Annotated in this window: 14 protein-coding genes and 1 riboswitch; of the genes, 9 read left to right on the forward strand and 5 right to left on the reverse strand. The window is 53.6% G+C overall.

Going from position 1 to position 15,371, the window contains the following annotated elements; translation table 11 throughout:
- Window positions 1-238: 238 nt before the first annotated feature.
- Window positions 239-1,186: a transcriptional regulator LeuO gene (gene leuO, locus FDW98_RS06265; RefSeq protein WP_096758314.1), complete on the reverse strand. Its 948-nt coding sequence runs from the start codon at window positions 1,184-1,186 to the stop codon at window positions 239-241.
- Window positions 1,187-1,840: 654 nt separating this feature from the next.
- Here leuO and leuL point away from each other — a divergent pair.
- The 5 genes from leuL (at window position 1,841) to leuD (ending at window position 6,699) form a co-directional block, all read left to right on the forward strand.
- On the forward strand, window positions 1,841-1,921 hold the full coding sequence (gene leuL / locus FDW98_RS06270; RefSeq protein ID WP_115259466.1) for a leu operon leader peptide: 81 nt from the start codon (window positions 1,841-1,843) through the stop codon (window positions 1,919-1,921).
- Window positions 1,922-2,017: 96 nt separating this feature from the next.
- Complete coding sequence (leuA, locus tag FDW98_RS06275; RefSeq protein WP_096758315.1) at window positions 2,018-3,589, forward strand: 2-isopropylmalate synthase; 1,572 nt, start codon at window positions 2,018-2,020, stop codon at window positions 3,587-3,589.
- Window positions 3,589-4,680, forward strand: a complete 1,092-nt coding sequence (leuB, locus tag FDW98_RS06280; protein WP_096758316.1) for a 3-isopropylmalate dehydrogenase — start codon at window positions 3,589-3,591, stop codon at window positions 4,678-4,680. Before leuA ends, leuB begins: the two co-directional genes overlap by 1 nt.
- A gap of 2 nt (window positions 4,681-4,682) precedes the next feature.
- Complete coding sequence (gene leuC, locus FDW98_RS06285; protein ID WP_137362013.1) at window positions 4,683-6,083, forward strand: 3-isopropylmalate dehydratase large subunit; 1,401 nt, start codon at window positions 4,683-4,685, stop codon at window positions 6,081-6,083.
- A gap of 10 nt (window positions 6,084-6,093) precedes the next feature.
- Window positions 6,094-6,699, forward strand: coding sequence for a 3-isopropylmalate dehydratase small subunit (gene leuD / locus FDW98_RS06290; protein ID WP_096758318.1), 606 nt, complete (start codon window positions 6,094-6,096; stop codon window positions 6,697-6,699).
- Between the two features lie 107 nt (window positions 6,700-6,806).
- On the opposite strand, the gene FDW98_RS06295 is transcribed toward leuD, so the two are convergent.
- Together FDW98_RS06295 and sgrT are read right to left on the reverse strand one after the other, a co-directional pair.
- The gene (locus tag FDW98_RS06295; protein WP_096758319.1) at window positions 6,807-7,985 is read right to left on the reverse strand and encodes a sugar efflux transporter; all 1,179 of its coding nucleotides are present in this window, start codon (window positions 7,983-7,985) and stop codon (window positions 6,807-6,809) included.
- Window positions 7,986-8,100: 115 nt separating this feature from the next.
- Window positions 8,101-8,223 (reverse strand): glucose uptake inhibitor SgrT, encoded by a 123-nt coding sequence (gene sgrT, locus FDW98_RS06300; RefSeq protein WP_096758320.1) that lies wholly within the window; start codon window positions 8,221-8,223, stop codon window positions 8,101-8,103.
- A gap of 99 nt (window positions 8,224-8,322) precedes the next feature.
- On the opposite strand from sgrT, the gene sgrR reads away from it, so the two are divergent.
- The 4 genes from sgrR (at window position 8,323) to thiQ (ending at window position 13,549) form a co-directional block, all read left to right on the forward strand.
- Complete coding sequence (gene sgrR, locus FDW98_RS06305; protein WP_096758321.1) at window positions 8,323-9,978, forward strand: HTH-type transcriptional regulator SgrR; 1,656 nt, start codon at window positions 8,323-8,325, stop codon at window positions 9,976-9,978.
- A 46-nt stretch (window positions 9,979-10,024) separates the two neighbouring features.
- Window positions 10,025-10,202, forward strand: a riboswitch (TPP riboswitch).
- 95 nt (window positions 10,203-10,297) lie between these two features.
- Window positions 10,298-11,281, forward strand: coding sequence for a thiamine ABC transporter substrate binding subunit (gene thiB, locus FDW98_RS06310; RefSeq protein ID WP_096758322.1), 984 nt, complete (start codon window positions 10,298-10,300; stop codon window positions 11,279-11,281).
- Complete coding sequence (gene thiP, locus FDW98_RS06315; protein ID WP_096758323.1) at window positions 11,257-12,867, forward strand: thiamine/thiamine pyrophosphate ABC transporter permease ThiP; 1,611 nt, start codon at window positions 11,257-11,259, stop codon at window positions 12,865-12,867. Before thiB ends, thiP begins: the two co-directional genes overlap by 25 nt.
- Window positions 12,851-13,549 carry a thiamine ABC transporter ATP-binding protein ThiQ gene (gene thiQ / locus FDW98_RS06320; protein ID WP_096758324.1) on the forward strand — a complete coding sequence of 233 codons (699 nt, stop codon included), beginning with the start codon at window positions 12,851-12,853 and terminating at the stop codon, window positions 13,547-13,549. The genes thiP and thiQ overlap by 17 nt, the downstream gene beginning before the upstream one ends.
- Before the next feature lie 59 nt (window positions 13,550-13,608).
- On the opposite strand, the gene FDW98_RS06325 is transcribed toward thiQ, so the two are convergent.
- Both FDW98_RS06325 and araC read right to left on the reverse strand, forming a co-directional pair.
- The gene (locus tag FDW98_RS06325; protein ID WP_096758325.1) at window positions 13,609-14,376 is read right to left on the reverse strand and encodes a DedA family protein; all 768 of its coding nucleotides are present in this window, start codon (window positions 14,374-14,376) and stop codon (window positions 13,609-13,611) included.
- 119 nt (window positions 14,377-14,495) lie between these two features.
- The gene (gene araC / locus FDW98_RS06330; protein WP_096758326.1) at window positions 14,496-15,341 is read right to left on the reverse strand and encodes an arabinose operon transcriptional regulator AraC; all 846 of its coding nucleotides are present in this window, start codon (window positions 15,339-15,341) and stop codon (window positions 14,496-14,498) included.
- Between the last annotated feature and the right edge of the window lie 30 nt (window positions 15,342-15,371).

Genomic DNA, 15,371 nt, shown 5'->3' on the forward strand with positions numbered 1-15,371 from the left:
GAGGGGGAATTCGCATGAATAAGAATAAAAAGGAGGTAAGCGCAGAATAAATAGAGATTTAAACCAGCATCCGCTAATGAAATGAGAAATAATCGCTTAAAAATGGAGACTTACAGCGATTAGTCTATTTTTTTACACTTTTGGACAGATGCAGAAAGACAAGTTCAGCACAAAATCTTAGATAAAAAGCCAAAAGCAGAATAAACCAGACGTCCTGCCCGATTTATTCTGCCGAATACTACTGCTTACAGACGGAGACTAACAATTCTTCCATCCATTGGTGGCCTTTATCCCTGCCCGCAGCTTCATGCCAGGAAAGATAGCATGTGCGGCTATTCAATTTTAACGGTAAAGGCAATATCTGCAGATCTAACTGCTCAGAGAATTCTTCCGCTAACCAACGTGGTGCAATAGACACCAGATGCGTTTGCGAAACAATATTCAACACGCTGATTAACGCCATACCTTGATAAGCGACACAAGATTGTTTATCCGCAGTGTCATACCAGGGTTGGCTAAATGATGCAAAGCGATCGAGAGATACCGCCGCATGCTGTTCATTATAAACATCGTTTTCCAATAATGGACCACTAATACGTGGGTGTTTTCTGCTCGCGACTAACACCATCTCGTCATTGAACAAGGGAATACTGGTGAATTCAGGGCGACGGAACTCTTCATAACTAATAACGAACTCCGTTTCCTGATAGCGTAATTGATGTTCGGTATTTTGATTGAGTGAAGATTTAAATGCGACATGAATGTTTGGCGCAACTTGCTCAACCCGATTATAAATCAAGGAGGTCAGAATATTATCCAATGGGCTGCATACGCAGAGGTTGAATACGCGCTCGCTGCTGGCAGGCTCAAACCCCGAACCCGGCAGTTCATTCTGTACCAGTTGCAATGCCTGACGGACGGAGCCAAAGAGTTGGAAGGCCCGCGCTGTCGGCTGGATCCCACGGCCATAACGAACAAAAAGTTCATCATTGAACATAATTTTCAAACGCGCCACAGCATTACTGACCGCAGGTTGCGACATCCCCAGAGTATGCGCAGCGCGGGTAATATTTTGCTCCTGCATTACCGCGTCAAAGACGGTTAATAAATTAAGATCAACCATGCGAAGCTGCGGCTTTCCCATTGTTATAGGATTTGGTTTATCTATTATTTTCACTTCTGGCATATTTAACTCCACTGTCACTCTAAACTCCCTTTTCCCAGACGGAGTGAAGAAATAACCTCCGTTAATATGATTTACCATACATATAAAATAAGAAAAAGGAAAAACATTAAAATTAGGAAAACATAAAGGCACGAACCTAAATGAACAGAAACCCAATGCGAGCGCAGTGTGGCGGATGTCACTGCACGATGATTCATATGTTTAAATTTCACGAACAATATAACCATAAGCACGACGAATACACAATCATACGTGCGGTGAATATATATTTAAGATTTGATTAAATGTTTATATTATTAATACATTAAAAGTTAACATTAATTTATCAATCATTGATAAGCTTGCCCCCTGTACTCATTCATGGTCACTATAAAAACTGATAAATCATAAAGATAAAAAGTGTATCTGCACCTCATCTCATCAGCATGCTGTCACAATAGTTGCAAACAAATATGCTCAAACATGTCAAAGCATGAAAAGTATGTACGAAGGCACACTAATTTATTTTATGCTTCTCTAAAAATTCAGCACAATTCGCTTAGATTGCAGAGGTGTTTTTCTTCTGAATACGGACGCTTACGGGGAGCGGGGTTGACATCAGCTTTCATATCCAGTACCACTAAAAGCATATCGCATTCGCCTGGAGCCTGATTGATGACTTACATTGTTCGTTTTAACGGTCTACTACTACTAAACGCATCTTCGTTGCGCGGTAGACTGGTGAACGACATTTAGCATTACGTCAGCTCCAGTTAAGACAAAAACCCGCGCCGCTGCGCGGGTTTTTTTATGCTCGAAGCAAGGCGCCAAAAAAGACAAAGGACCTAAACCATGAGCCAGCAAGTCATTATTTTCGATACCACCTTACGCGATGGTGAACAGGCGTTACAGGCAAGCCTGAGTGTGAAAGAAAAACTGCAGATTGCTCTGGCTCTCGAGCGTATGGGCGTTGACGTGATGGAAGTCGGTTTCCCTGTGTCTTCGCCAGGTGATTTTGAGTCGGTACAGACCATTGCCCGACAGGTTAAAAACAGCCGCGTCTGCGCCTTAGCCCGCTGTGTGGAAAAAGATATCGATGTGGCCGCTGAATCTCTGAAGGTGGCTGAGGCTTTCCGCATACATACGTTTATCGCCACCTCGCCGATGCATATCGCCACCAAATTACGTAGTACGCTGGATGAGGTTATCGAGCGGGCTGTCTATATGGTTAAGCGTGCGCGTAATTACACGGATGACGTGGAATTCTCATGCGAAGACGCCGGCCGTACCCCTATTGCCGATCTGGCTCGCGTGGTAGAAGCGGCGATTAATGCCGGTGCCAAAACCATTAATATCCCCGATACCGTCGGGTACACCATGCCCTTCGAATTTGGCGCAATCATTTCCGGCCTGTATGAACGCGTGCCGAATATCGACAAAGCGATCATTTCCGTGCACACCCACGACGATTTAGGTCTGGGCGTCGGTAACGCGCTGGCCGCTGTTCATGCCGGTGCGCGTCAGGTCGAAGGGGCGATGAACGGGATCGGTGAACGCGCCGGTAACTGCTCGCTGGAAGAAGTGATCATGGCGATCAAAGTCCGCAAAGATATTCTGAACGTACAGACCCGCATTAATCATCAGGAAATCTGGCGTACCAGCCAGTTAGTCAGCCAAATCTGCAATATGCCGATTCCGGCCAACAAAGCGATTGTCGGTAGCGGCGCCTTTGCCCACTCCTCCGGTATTCATCAGGACGGCGTACTGAAAAACCGTGAAAACTACGAAATCATGACCCCGGAGTCCATCGGTCTGAACCAGGTGCAACTGAACCTGACGTCCCGTTCCGGACGTGCTGCGGTCAAACACCGTATGGATGAGATGGGCTATACAGAGAGTGAATACAGTCTGGACAACCTGTACGACGCCTTCCTGAAGCTGGCGGATAAAAAAGGTCAGGTGTTTGATTACGACCTGGAAGCGCTGGCCTTTATTAACAAACAGCAAGAAGAACCCGAACATTTCCGCCTGGATTACTTCAGCGTGCAGTCTGGCTCCAATGATATTGCCACCGCCTCCGTCAAGCTGGCCTGTGGCGAGAATGTGAAAGCCGAAGCCGCCAACGGTAACGGCCCGGTCGATGCTATTTATCAGGCCATCAACCGTATTACCGACTACGACATCGAACTGGTGAAATACAGCCTGACCGCAAAAGGCCACGGTAAAGATGCTCTGGGTCAGGTGGATATCGTCGCCAACTTTAACGGCCGTCGCTTCCACGGCGTAGGCCTGGCAACGGATATTGTCGAGTCCTCCGCGAAAGCCATGGTGCATGTACTGAATAACATCTGGCGCGCCGAAGAAGTCGAAAAAGAATTGCAACGCAAAGCTCAAAACAACGAGAACAACAAGGAAACCGTGTGATGTCGAAGAATTATCATATTGCTGTTTTGCCGGGTGACGGTATTGGCCCGGAAGTGATGGCGCAAGCTCTGAAAGTACTGGACGCGATTCGCACCCGTTTCGCTATGCGCATTACCACCAGCCACTATGACGTGGGCGGCGTTGCCATCGACAACCACGGTCAGCCGCTGCCACCCGCAACAGTTGACGGCTGTGAGCAGGCCGATGCCATTCTGTTTGGCTCCGTGGGCGGCCCGAAATGGGAAAACCTGCCGCCAAACCAGCAGCCGGAGCGTGGTGCCCTGTTGCCGTTGCGTAAACACTTCAAATTATTCAGCAACCTGCGCCCGGCTAAGCTGTACCAGGGGCTGGAAGATTTTTGCCCGCTGCGCGCCGATATTGCCGCCAACGGTTTCGACATCCTGTGCGTACGCGAACTGACGGGCGGGATCTACTTCGGTCAGCCAAAAGGCCGTGAAGGTAGCGGTCAACATGAAAAAGCCTTTGATACCGAGGTCTATCACCGTTTCGAGATCGAACGTATTGCGCGCATTGCATTTGAATCTGCCCGCAAGCGTCGCTGTAAAGTGACGTCGATTGATAAAGCCAACGTGCTGCAAACCTCGATTCTGTGGCGTGAAGTGGTCAATGAAATAGCCAATGAATACCCGGACGTTGTCCTGACGCATATGTATATCGACAACGCCACCATGCAGTTGATTAAAGATCCGTCTCAGTTTGACGTGCTGCTGTGCTCCAACCTGTTTGGTGACATCCTGTCCGATGAATGCGCGATGATCACCGGCTCCATGGGCATGCTGCCGTCTGCCAGCCTGAATGAGCAGGACTTTGGCCTGTACGAGCCCGCCGGCGGCTCAGCACCGGATATCGCCGGTAAAAACATTGCCAACCCGATTGCCCAGATTTTGTCACTGGCGCTGTTGCTGCGCTACAGTCTGGACGCCAATGATGCAGCAGCAGCCATTGAACGCGCTGTTAACCGCGCATTAGCAGAAGGTATTCGCACCGGTGATTTAGCCCGTGGCACAGCCGCAGTCAGTACCGATGAGATGGGCGATATCATTGCTCGCTACGTCGCAGAAGGGGTGTAATCATGGCTAAAACGTTGTATGAAAAGTTGTTCGATGCGCACGTCGTGTATGAAGCGCAGGACGAAACGCCGCTGCTGTATATCGACCGCCATCTGGTGCACGAAGTGACCTCACCGCAGGCATTCGACGGCCTGCGGGCGCATAACCGTCCGGTTCGCCAGCCGGGTAAAACCTTCGCCACTATGGATCATAACGTCTCGACGCAAACCAAAGACATTAACGCCTCCGGTGAAATGGCGCGCATCCAGATGCAGGAGCTGATCAAAAACTGCAATGAGTTCGGCGTCGAACTGTACGATCTGAACCACCCTTTTCAGGGCATCGTCCACGTGATGGGACCCGAGCAAGGTGTGACCTTACCGGGTATGACCATCGTCTGCGGTGACTCCCACACTGCCACACACGGTGCGTTCGGCGCGCTGGCGTTTGGTATCGGGACCTCCGAAGTCGAACACGTGCTGGCCACGCAAACCCTGAAGCAAGGGCGCGCCAAAACCATGAAGATCGAAGTCAATGGCACGGCAGCACCAGGAATTACTGCCAAAGATATCGTGCTGGCGATTATCGGTAAAACCGGTAGCGCAGGCGGTACCGGGCACGTGGTTGAGTTTTGCGGCGATGCCATCCGCGCCCTGAGCATGGAAGGTCGTATGACCCTGTGTAACATGGCAATCGAAATGGGGGCCAAAGCGGGTCTGGTCGCACCGGATGAAACCACCTTCAACTATGTACAGGGACGTTTGCATGCCCCTAAAGGTCAGGATTTTGCCGATGCCGTCGCCTGGTGGAAAACGCTGAAAACCGACGACGGAGCGACGTTTGATACCACCGTCACCCTGCAGGCAGAAGAGATTGCTCCGCAGGTCACCTGGGGCACTAACCCAGGCCAGGTAATCTCCGTAAACGATAACATTCCCGACCCCGCGTCGTTTAGCGATCCGGTTGAACGCGCATCAGCGGAAAAAGCGCTGGCCTATATGGGGCTGAAGCCGGGCATTCCGTTGACGGAAGTGGCTATTGATAAAGTGTTTATCGGCTCCTGCACCAACTCGCGTATTGAAGATTTACGTGCCGCAGCTGAAATCGCCAAAGGCCGCAAGGTCGCGCCGGGCGTGCAGGCACTGGTGGTACCGGGTTCAGGTCCGGTTAAAGCCCAGGCTGAAGCAGAAGGTCTGGATAAGATTTTCATTGAAGCCGGTTTTGAATGGCGCTTACCGGGTTGCTCAATGTGCCTGGCGATGAACAACGATCGTCTGAATCCGGGCGAACGCTGTGCTTCCACCAGCAACCGTAACTTTGAAGGTCGTCAGGGCCGCGGAGGGCGTACGCACTTAGTCAGCCCGGCCATGGCCGCCGCGGCCGCCGTTACCGGTCATTTTGCCGACATTCGCCGCATCAAATAAGGAAACTACCATGGCAGAGAAATTTACCCAGCATACCGGCCTGGTTGTCCCCCTGGATGCCGCCAACGTCGATACGGATGCAATCATTCCCAAACAGTTTTTGCAGAAGGTGACGCGTACCGGTTTTGGCGCGCACCTGTTTAACGACTGGCGCTTTCTCGATGAGAATGGTCAGCAGCCTAATCCGGAATTCGTACTGAACTTCCCGGAATATCAAGGCGCATCGATTCTGCTCGCGCGAGAAAACTTTGGCTGCGGATCCTCGCGCGAACATGCGCCGTGGGCGCTGACCGATTACGGTTTCAAAGTGGTGATCGCCCCAAGCTTCGCCGACATTTTCTACGGCAACAGCTTTAATAACCAACTGCTGCCGGTGAAATTAAGCGACGACGAAGTGGATGAACTGTTCACGTTGGTACAGGCCAATCCGGGGATTCGTTTTGAGGTGGATCTGCAGGCACAGGTGGTGAAGGCTGGCGATAAAGCGTATCCGTTTGAAATCGACACCTTCCGCCGCCACTGCATGCTGAACGGTCTCGACAGTATTGGGCTGACGTTGCAGCACGAAGACGCGATCTCGACTTACGAGAACAAACAGCCGGCGTTTATGCGCTAGTGCTTGTTGTTGCCGGATAAGCATGCCGGATGACGACGCAAAAGCGTCTTATCCGGCCTACGGAAAGATTTGTAGGCCGGATAAGCGCAGCGTATCCGGCACACCCACTACACATCCTTCACTCGTCCGGTCATCACCAGCGTAACCACCGAAATTCCCGCAATCACCCAGTAGACGGCATAATGCCCATAACTTTGCGCCACCGCCCCCTGAATTACCCCCGCCAGAATCACCCCCGTGGAGATACTGTTGGTAAATAAGGTGGTAGCTGAACCCGCCCTGCCCGGCATCAGATCCTGAAACCACAGCATGCCTATTCCGGCAACAATCCCGATGAATACCGCATTAAACAGCTGCAGGACCAGTAGCGCCGTATGGCTATGGAAGAAGATAAGCCCAAGGTAAAACAGCACGCCTGCCGCCACGGCGGTTATCATCATCCGCCGCTTACCAAAACGCTTCACGTAGTAACCCGCCAGAATCATTGCCGGAATTTCCAACCCGGCGGCGGTGCCCATCAGGATCCCGGCCAGTTTGTCCGGTAGTCCCAGTTCAAGGCTAATCCACAGCGGCATATCGATAATGTACATGGTGTTGCAGGTCCACATCAGCGTGGAGGCAATAAACAACATGCGCACATTTTTGTCCTGCCAGCCGCCGGTCTGCTCAAGCGGGACATCGACAGGCTGCTCGACCCGCGCCACCGACGGCAGTATCAGCGCGATCAGCACCAGGCTAATAGCAAATATCCCGGCAGCAATCGAAAACATCATCGTGAAGCCGTAATTTAACGCCAGCATAAACGCCAGCGGCGGCCCAATCACCCACGCCAGCGAAAGCTGCGCACGCATCACCGAGCTGAACATCACCACTTCTCGCGCCGAGTTATCGGCATACTCCCGCGCCAGCGCAAACAGCTGCGGCATGGCGGTATTTGCCAGCGAAGCCAGCAGCACCCCGCAGGTGATCAGCGTTAAATAGTGGCGGTTAAAGGCAAACAGCAACGCGTTGCCAATCGCCATCAGACAGCAGAACATGATCAGCTTACGCCGATCGCCCCGACTGTCGGATCGTTTCGCCAGACCAAGGCTGACCGCGATCCCGGCGATCGCATTGACGGTGTAAAACAGCCCAACCCAAAATGGCTGTGCCCCCACCTCGCGACTCAGAAACAGGCTCAGCGTGGGTGCCTGTAACGCGCCCGCTACGCCCATCATAAAGGCAACCAGCATAAACGCCGCATACACGCCGTTGAGGCGCCGTCCCATGGTCATAATCCAGAGCATATCTTTCCTTTTAAGCGCAGCGGAAACGAAAAAAGCCAGCAGATAATACCTGCTGGCGCGGCGATTAACACCAATACTCAGTCACACATGATGTCTGCAATTCCCAATTCAGAGGTCAGTCTTGCAACTCCCACTGCATCAGTTCATCGAGCATCTTTAAGCGCTGCGGCGCACTCAGGCAAGCCAACCAGGACAAACGCGCTGTCGAGGTAAAGTACTTTAAATAGAACTGACGCATAGATGACCCCTTCGTTGTCTCATCGCTTCATCGGAATTCATTATTGGCTTAATATGGGGATAATAAAATTGCTGAGTTTTCCGTGGGAGTTCCCCTTTTATGTCTTCTGGTCGTTTGCAACAACAGTTTATCCGCCTGTGGCAATGCTGCGACGGCAAAACGCAAGACACCACGTTGAACGAGTTGGCAGAGTTACTCAGTTGCTCGCGCCGCCATATGCGCACCCTGCTCAACACCATGCAGGAACGCGGCTGGCTAACGTGGGAAGCCGAGGTCGGTCGCGGCAAACGTTCACGCCTGAGCTTTCTCTACACCGGGCTGGCGCTCCAGCAGCAGCGGGCGGAAGACCTGCTGGAACAGGATCGCATTGATCAACTGGTGCAACTGGTCGGCGATAAAACAGCCGTGCGACAAATGCTGGTTTCCCATCTGGGCCGCAGCTTTCGCCAGGGGCGGCACATCATGCGCGTCCTTTACTATCGCCCGATGCGCAATCTGCTCCCCGGTACGGCGCTACGCCGTTCCGAAACCCATATCGCCAGGCAAATCTTCAGCGCCTTAACCCGCGTAAATGAGGAAAATGGGGAACTGGAAGCCGACATTGCCCACCACTGGCAACAAATTTCGCCGCTGCACTGGCGGTTCTTCCTGCGTCCTGGGATCCATTTTCATCATGGTCGCGAGCTGGAAATGGAGGATGTGATCGCTTCACTGAGGCGGATCAACAGCCTGCCGCTGTACTCGCACATTACGCAAATTGCCTCCCCCACGGCCTGGACGCTGGATATCCATCTGGCGCAACCTGATCGCTGGCTGCCGTGGCTACTGGGACAGGTCCCCGCCATGATCCTGCCGCGCGAATGGGAAACGCTGAATAACTTTTCCAGCCACCCGATTGGCACCGGTCCCTATGCGGTCGTCCGCAATACGAGTAACCAGCTAAAAATTCACGCTTTTGATGATTACTTTGGTTACCGGGCGTTGATTGACGAAGTGAACGTGTGGGTGTTACCGGACATCGCCGAAGAGCCTGGCGGCGGGCTCACGCTCAAAGGCCCGACGGAAGATGAAAAGGCCATCGAAAGCCGGCTGGAGGAAGGGTGTTATTACATGCTGTTTGATTCCCGCGCCCATCGCGGAGCCAATCAGGAGGTGCGCGAATGGGTAAGCCGCATACTCTCGCCGACGAATTTAATTTTTCAGGCTGACGAGCAGTATCAACGGCACTGGTTTCCCGCGTACGGATTACTGCCTCGCTGGCATCACGCCAGGCCAGGACTCGGTGAAAAACCGGCGGGACTGGAAACACTGACGCTCACCTACTATCGCGATCATATCGAGCATCGGGTGATTGCGCAGATCATGAAAACATTGCTGGCGGAGCATCAGGTACAGCTGAATATTCAGGAGATCGACTACGATCAATGGCACGCAGGCGAGACCGTCAGCGATATCTGGCTCAACAGCGCCAACTTTACCTTACCGCTGGACTTCTCGCTGTTCGCCCATTTGTGCGACGTCCCGCTGCTGCAAAATTGTCTTTCTCTGGACTGGGAAAGCGACGCCGCCCGCTGGCGCACCGGCGAGATGAGCCTCGCAGCATGGTGTCAGCAACTGCTTGCCAGTAAAGCCATTGTACCGCTGATCCATCACTGGCTGATCATTCAGGGGCAGCGCAGTATGCGCGGATTACGCATGAATACGCTTGGCTGGTTTGATTTTAAATCAGCATGGTTTGCACCGCCGGACCCGTAGATCCGGCTCTTGATTGCCGCATAGCAACAAAATCATTACACTAACGCCGTTCTCAACGGGGTGCCAATAAAAAACATACACAAAATCATTCATGATGCTTCAAGGCGGCAAGCAAACGCAGCCAACGCAGAGGCAGCGTGAAGGATGAAGTGTATGAGGCTGAGAGATACCCGTCGAACCTGATCCGGATAATGCCGGCGAAGGGATTTGAGGCTGTAGCTCAAGTCCTTTGCCACCTAACTCGTCATACTTCAAGCTGCAGATGCGTTGGCTTTCCTGCAACTCGAATTATTTAGAGTTTTACTTTATGAGGTGCAAAGTGTTTAAAAAATGTCTTCCGCTTTTACTGCTGTGCGCAGTGCCTGCCTTCGCCAAACCCGTTCTGACCGTCTATACCTACGACTCGTTCGCCGCCGACTGGGGCCCCGGTCCAACCATCAAAAAAGCCTTTGAAGCCGACTGCAACTGCGAACTAAAGCTGGTGGCGCTGGAAGATGGCGTCTCGCTGCTTAACCGCCTGCGTATGGAAGGAAAAAACAGTAAAGCCGACGTCGTGCTCGGACTGGATAACAACCTTCTCGACGCGGCAATGCAGACCAAACTGTTTGCCAAAAGCGGCGTGGCGAGCGATGCCATCAACGTCCCTGGCGGCTGGAAAAACGACACCTTTGTACCATTTGATTACGGTTATTTCGCCTTTGTGTATGACAAAAACAAGCTGAAAAAACCACCGAAGAGCCTGAAAGAACTGGTCGAAAGCGAGCAGAAATGGCGCGTAATTTATCAGGACCCACGCACCAGCACGCCGGGTCTGGGACTGCTGCTGTGGATGCAGAAAGTGTACGGTGATAAAGCGCCGGAAGCCTGGCAGAAACTGGCGGCTAAAACCGTCACCGTCACCAAGGGCTGGAGTGAAGCCTACGGTCTGTTCCTGAAAGGTGAAAGCGATCTGGTGCTGAGCTATACCACCTCTCCGGCGTATCACATCATCGAAGAGAAGAAAGATAACTACGCCGCCGCCAATTTTAGCGAGGGACACTATTTGCAGGTGGAGGTCGCCGCACGTACCGCCGCCAGCAAACAACCCGAACTGGCGGAAAAATTCCTGACATTTATGGTTTCTCCGGCGTTCCAGAACGCAATCCCCACCGGCAACTGGATGTATCCGGTAACCCAGGTCACGCTTCCTCCGGGCATTGCACAACTGGAAAAACCGTCCACCGCGCTGGAATTCACCCCACAACAGGTAGCAACTCAACGTCAGACATGGATTAACGCATGGCAACGCGCCGTCAGCCGTTAATTCCAGGCTGGCTGATCCCAGGGCTTTCGGCCGCTACGCTGATAGTGGCCGTCGCCCTGGCGGCATTTCTGGCGCTGTGGCTGAACGCCCCTCAGGGAGACTGGCTCACGCTGTGGCAGGACAGCTACCTGTGGCACGTGGTGCGTTTTTCCTTCTGGCAGGCATTTTTATCCGCTGCGCTGTCGGTGATCCCGGCAATCTTCCTCGCCCGGGCGCTTTATCGTCGCCGTTTCCCTGGGCGTATAGCGCTGCTGCGCCTGTGCGCAATGACGCTGATCCTGCCGGTGCTGGTCGCCGTCTTTGGCATCCTTAGCGTCTACGGTCGCCAGGGCTGGCTGGCCTCACTTTGGCAGGCTCTCGGCCTGGAGTGGACGTTTTCACCGTACGGTCTGCAGGGCATTCTGCTGGCACACGTCTTTTTCAACCTGCCGATGGCCAGCCGTTTACTGCTGCAGTCGCTGGAGAATATTCCCGGCGAACAGCGGCAGCTCGCCGCGCAGCTAGGTATGCGCGGCTGGCATTTCTTCCGCTTCGTTGAATGGCCGTGGCTGCGCCGTCAGATCCCTCCGGTAGCGGCGCTCATCTTTATGCTGTGCTTCGCCAGTTTTGCTACCGTGCTGTCGCTCGGCGGCGGGCCGCAGGCGACCACCATCGAGCTGGCTATCTATCAGGCGCTGAGCTTCGACTACGATCCCGCCCGCGCCGCCATGCTGGCACTGATCCAGATGATTTGCTGCTTAGGACTGGTGCTGCTCAGCCAGCGCATGAGTCGAGCGATAGCCCCCGGCACCACGCTGGTACAAGGCTGGCGCGATCCCGACGACCACCTTCACAGCCGAGTGACCGACACCCTACTGATTATTCTGGCGCTGCTGGTGTTACTCCCGCCGCTGCTGGCGGTGATTGTCGATGGTGTTAACCGTCATATTCTGGACGTTCTCGCGCAGCCTGTATTGTGGCAAGCCTTGTGGACTTCGCTGCGTATTGCGCTGGCGGCAGGCCTGCTGTGCGTCATTCTCACCATGATGCTGTTGTGGAGCAGCCGGGAACTACGGGTACGGCAGCAGATACTGGCAGGTCAGGCGCTGGAACTGAGCGGCATGCTGATCCTCGCAATGCCGGGCATCGTGCTGGCAACCGGGTTCTTCCTGCTGCTCAATAACAGTATTGGCCTGCCTGACTCTGCCGACGGCATTGTGATTTTCACCAATGCGCTAATGGCTATCCCTTATGCGCTGAAAGTGCTGGAAAACCCGATGCGTGACGTGACGGCGCGCTACAGCATGTTGTGCCAGTCTTTAGGCATTGAAGGATGGTCGCGGTTGAAAGTGGTTGAGCTGCGTGCGTTGAAACGCCCGCTGGCGCAAGCCATGGCCTTCGCCTGCGTCCTGTCGATTGGCGATTTTGGCGTGGTAGCCCTGTTTGGCAACGAGGACTTCCGCACTTTACCGTTTTACCTCTATCAGCAGATTGGCTCCTATCGCAGTCAGGATGGTGCAGTCACCGCATTATTGCTGCTGATCCTGTGCTTTACGCTGTTTACTGTTATTGAGAAATTACCGGGTCGACATGTTAAAACTGATTGATATCACATGGCTGTATCACCATTTACCGATGCGCTTTACGCTGTCGGTCGCGCGCGGTGAACAGATTGCCGTGCTGGGACCCAGCGGCGCCGGGAAAAGTACGCTATTAAACCTGATTGCCGGTTTTCTGGCACCAGCCAGCGGCACAATGATGATTGGTGGTGAGGATCATACCCGCACGCCGCCTTCTCGCCGCCCTGTCTCCATGCTGTTTCAGGAAAACAATCTGTTCAGCCACCTGAGTGTGCGGCAGAATATCGCCCTCGGCCTTAACCCTGGGTTGAAACTCAACGCGCAGCAGCAGGAGAAAATGCGCCACATTGCTCAACAAATGGGACTCGACATGTTGCTGGAAAGGCTACCCGGCGAGCTTTCCGGCGGGCAACGCCAGCGTGTAGCCCTGGCGCGCTGCCTGGTGCGGGAACAGCCCGTGTTGCTGCTTGATGAACCGTTCTCCGCACTCGACCCCGCCCTGCGTCAGGAAATGCTCACACTGGTGGCCGGCGTGTGTCGTGAAAAGCAGCTGACGATGCTGATGGTATCCCACAGCGTAGAAGACGCCGCGCGCATTGCGCCACGTTCAATCGTGGTCGCCGACGGGCGCATTGCGTGGCAAGGTAAAACGGAGGCGTTGTTGAGCGGTCACGCCAGCGCCTCGGCGCTGTTGGGTATTAAAGCATAGTGGCGCAATTTGCGGCCCGTAGGCCGGATTAGCGCCAGCGCCATCCGGCAAAATAAGCCCTAATAGCCCACCACTTTGCGCAGGATATCGATATACACCGGCATCAGCGGATGGCGGATCAGTGCGACTAGCGCCACCACGCCGATCCCGAGAACAAGCGGCGCCAGATACAGCAGTCGACCTCGCGGCAAATAAACGGTTAAACGATCAACAGCCGCTTTGCCGCTACGCCATAGCCGCCAGCACAGCCATCCCCCGACCCACAGCAATAGCGCGGTCGCCAGCAAAAGCCATTTGAAATCGCCGCTCTGTACATCTGAGGGAATATCAATTGCCGCGCCCGCCAGGATACCCGGCAGAAAATAAAACGGCGGCCACAGTACGCAGCCAATGATATTAGGCACTATAAATTTGGCGACAGGCAGATCAAGCATCCCCGCCACCATTGGCACCAGCGGGCGCGTCGGACCAACAAAACGACCTACCAGAATAGTAAACATGCTGTGCTGATGAAGCGCATGTTCAGTTTTATCCAGTAACGCCTTGTTCTTTTTCATAAAAGACCAGCGATGCAGCGGCTTTTTAAAACGCCAGCCCAGCCAGAAGGAGATCCAGTCGCCCATCAGGCAACCGACAATGCCCGCAAGCCAGGCATGCCAGAAGTTCAGTTCACCGCTACCAATCAGCGCACCCAGTCCGGCCATCAGCACGGTACCGGGTAAAATTAAGCCCACCAGCGCCAGCGACTCCAGAAAAGCCACCAGCAGTACGGCTATCAAAGAGTATACGGCGGACTGGAGAATAAAATGTTCCAGCAATGCTTGCATAATGTGTCCGTCAGATTTACGAAGCAAGGATTCTGATAACCCTTCTCAACTTCGTCAAGTCATCATTCGTATGAATAGTTTGCGAGATATGACAACTTTTCGGACACATCATTCACTTTTTATTCACAGCCAGCGCGAAACTCGCTCGGGCTGGCGCCGGTACATTTTTTGAAAACGCGGGAGAAATAGAGCTGATCGTCAAACCCGACGTTGCGCCCGACGGTGGCGATCGGCATGCGCGTGGTGCTCAACAGGAGCTTCGCCTGGCTGATTCGCTGATCCTCACGCCAGCTGAGTACGCTGATGCCGAGCTGCTGGCGGAACAGGTGCGACAAACGAGACGGCGACAGGCAGACATGCTGCGCGACGCTGGCAATATCAAAATTGCTGTCCGCCAGGTGATCGCTGATGTACTGACAGGCATCACGCACGCGGTTATCCATGGGGGGATGCAGTGATTCGTTAATCGCTTCCATACGTCTGAGCAGCAGTTGCTCAAGCAAGTTGATCGCCAGCAGTTCAGAGTAACGTCCCTCCCGTTGCCCGGCGCTGATTATCTGACCAAACAGGTCGTTGAAGTGTGGCTGATGTGCTTCATCCGGGCGAAAAAAACCGGTCTGCGCAAAAATCGCCGGCCAGGTAAGCCACTCCTGCCAGTAGGCGCGAGGCCGAAAGTAGACCCACTGGTGGTACCATTCACTGGCATCGGGATGGCGGCCGTAATGGTGAACTTCACCCGGCGGAAACAGCAAAATATCACCCGGTCGGCAAACAAACTGCTTGCCCTGATTGTTGATGACGCCTTCCCCGCGAATGGTCAGGTTCAGAATATAGCCCTTCATTCCCAGCGGTCTGTCGATGAAAAAATCCAGGTACCCGTTCGCCTCAATAGGGGTTAATCCCGCCACTAAATGCGCGTTAAACGAGTAGCCTGGCAACAGGGGATCGTTTTGCGGTTCAGCCATAATTTCAATACTCCCGGTGTTCTGATAAGA

It is taken from the genome of Citrobacter sp. wls711 (assembly GCF_005281055.1).
Taxonomy (GTDB): Bacteria; Pseudomonadota; Gammaproteobacteria; order Enterobacterales; family Enterobacteriaceae; genus Citrobacter; species Citrobacter gillenii.

Coding starts and splice junctions, on each gene's coding strand:
- leuO (WP_096758314.1), bottom strand. CDS start 1,186: ATGCCAGAAGTGAAAATAATAGATAAACCAAATCCTATAACAATGGGA.
- leuL (WP_115259466.1), top strand. CDS start 1,841: ATGACTTACATTGTTCGTTTTAACGGTCTACTACTACTAAACGCATCT.
- leuA (WP_096758315.1), top strand. CDS start 2,018: ATGAGCCAGCAAGTCATTATTTTCGATACCACCTTACGCGATGGTGAA.
- leuB (WP_096758316.1), top strand. CDS start 3,589: ATGTCGAAGAATTATCATATTGCTGTTTTGCCGGGTGACGGTATTGGC.
- leuC (WP_137362013.1), top strand. CDS start 4,683: ATGGCTAAAACGTTGTATGAAAAGTTGTTCGATGCGCACGTCGTGTAT.
- leuD (WP_096758318.1), top strand. CDS start 6,094: ATGGCAGAGAAATTTACCCAGCATACCGGCCTGGTTGTCCCCCTGGAT.
- FDW98_RS06295 (WP_096758319.1), bottom strand. CDS start 7,985: ATGCTCTGGATTATGACCATGGGACGGCGCCTCAACGGCGTGTATGCG.
- sgrT (WP_096758320.1), bottom strand. CDS start 8,223: ATGCGTCAGTTCTATTTAAAGTACTTTACCTCGACAGCGCGTTTGTCC.
- sgrR (WP_096758321.1), top strand. CDS start 8,323: ATGTCTTCTGGTCGTTTGCAACAACAGTTTATCCGCCTGTGGCAATGC.
- thiP (WP_096758323.1), top strand. CDS start 11,257: ATGGCAACGCGCCGTCAGCCGTTAATTCCAGGCTGGCTGATCCCAGGG.
- thiQ (WP_096758324.1), top strand. CDS start 12,851: ATGTTAAAACTGATTGATATCACATGGCTGTATCACCATTTACCGATG.
- FDW98_RS06325 (WP_096758325.1), bottom strand. CDS start 14,376: ATGCAAGCATTGCTGGAACATTTTATTCTCCAGTCCGCCGTATACTCT.
- araC (WP_096758326.1), bottom strand. CDS start 15,341: ATGGCTGAACCGCAAAACGATCCCCTGTTGCCAGGCTACTCGTTTAAC.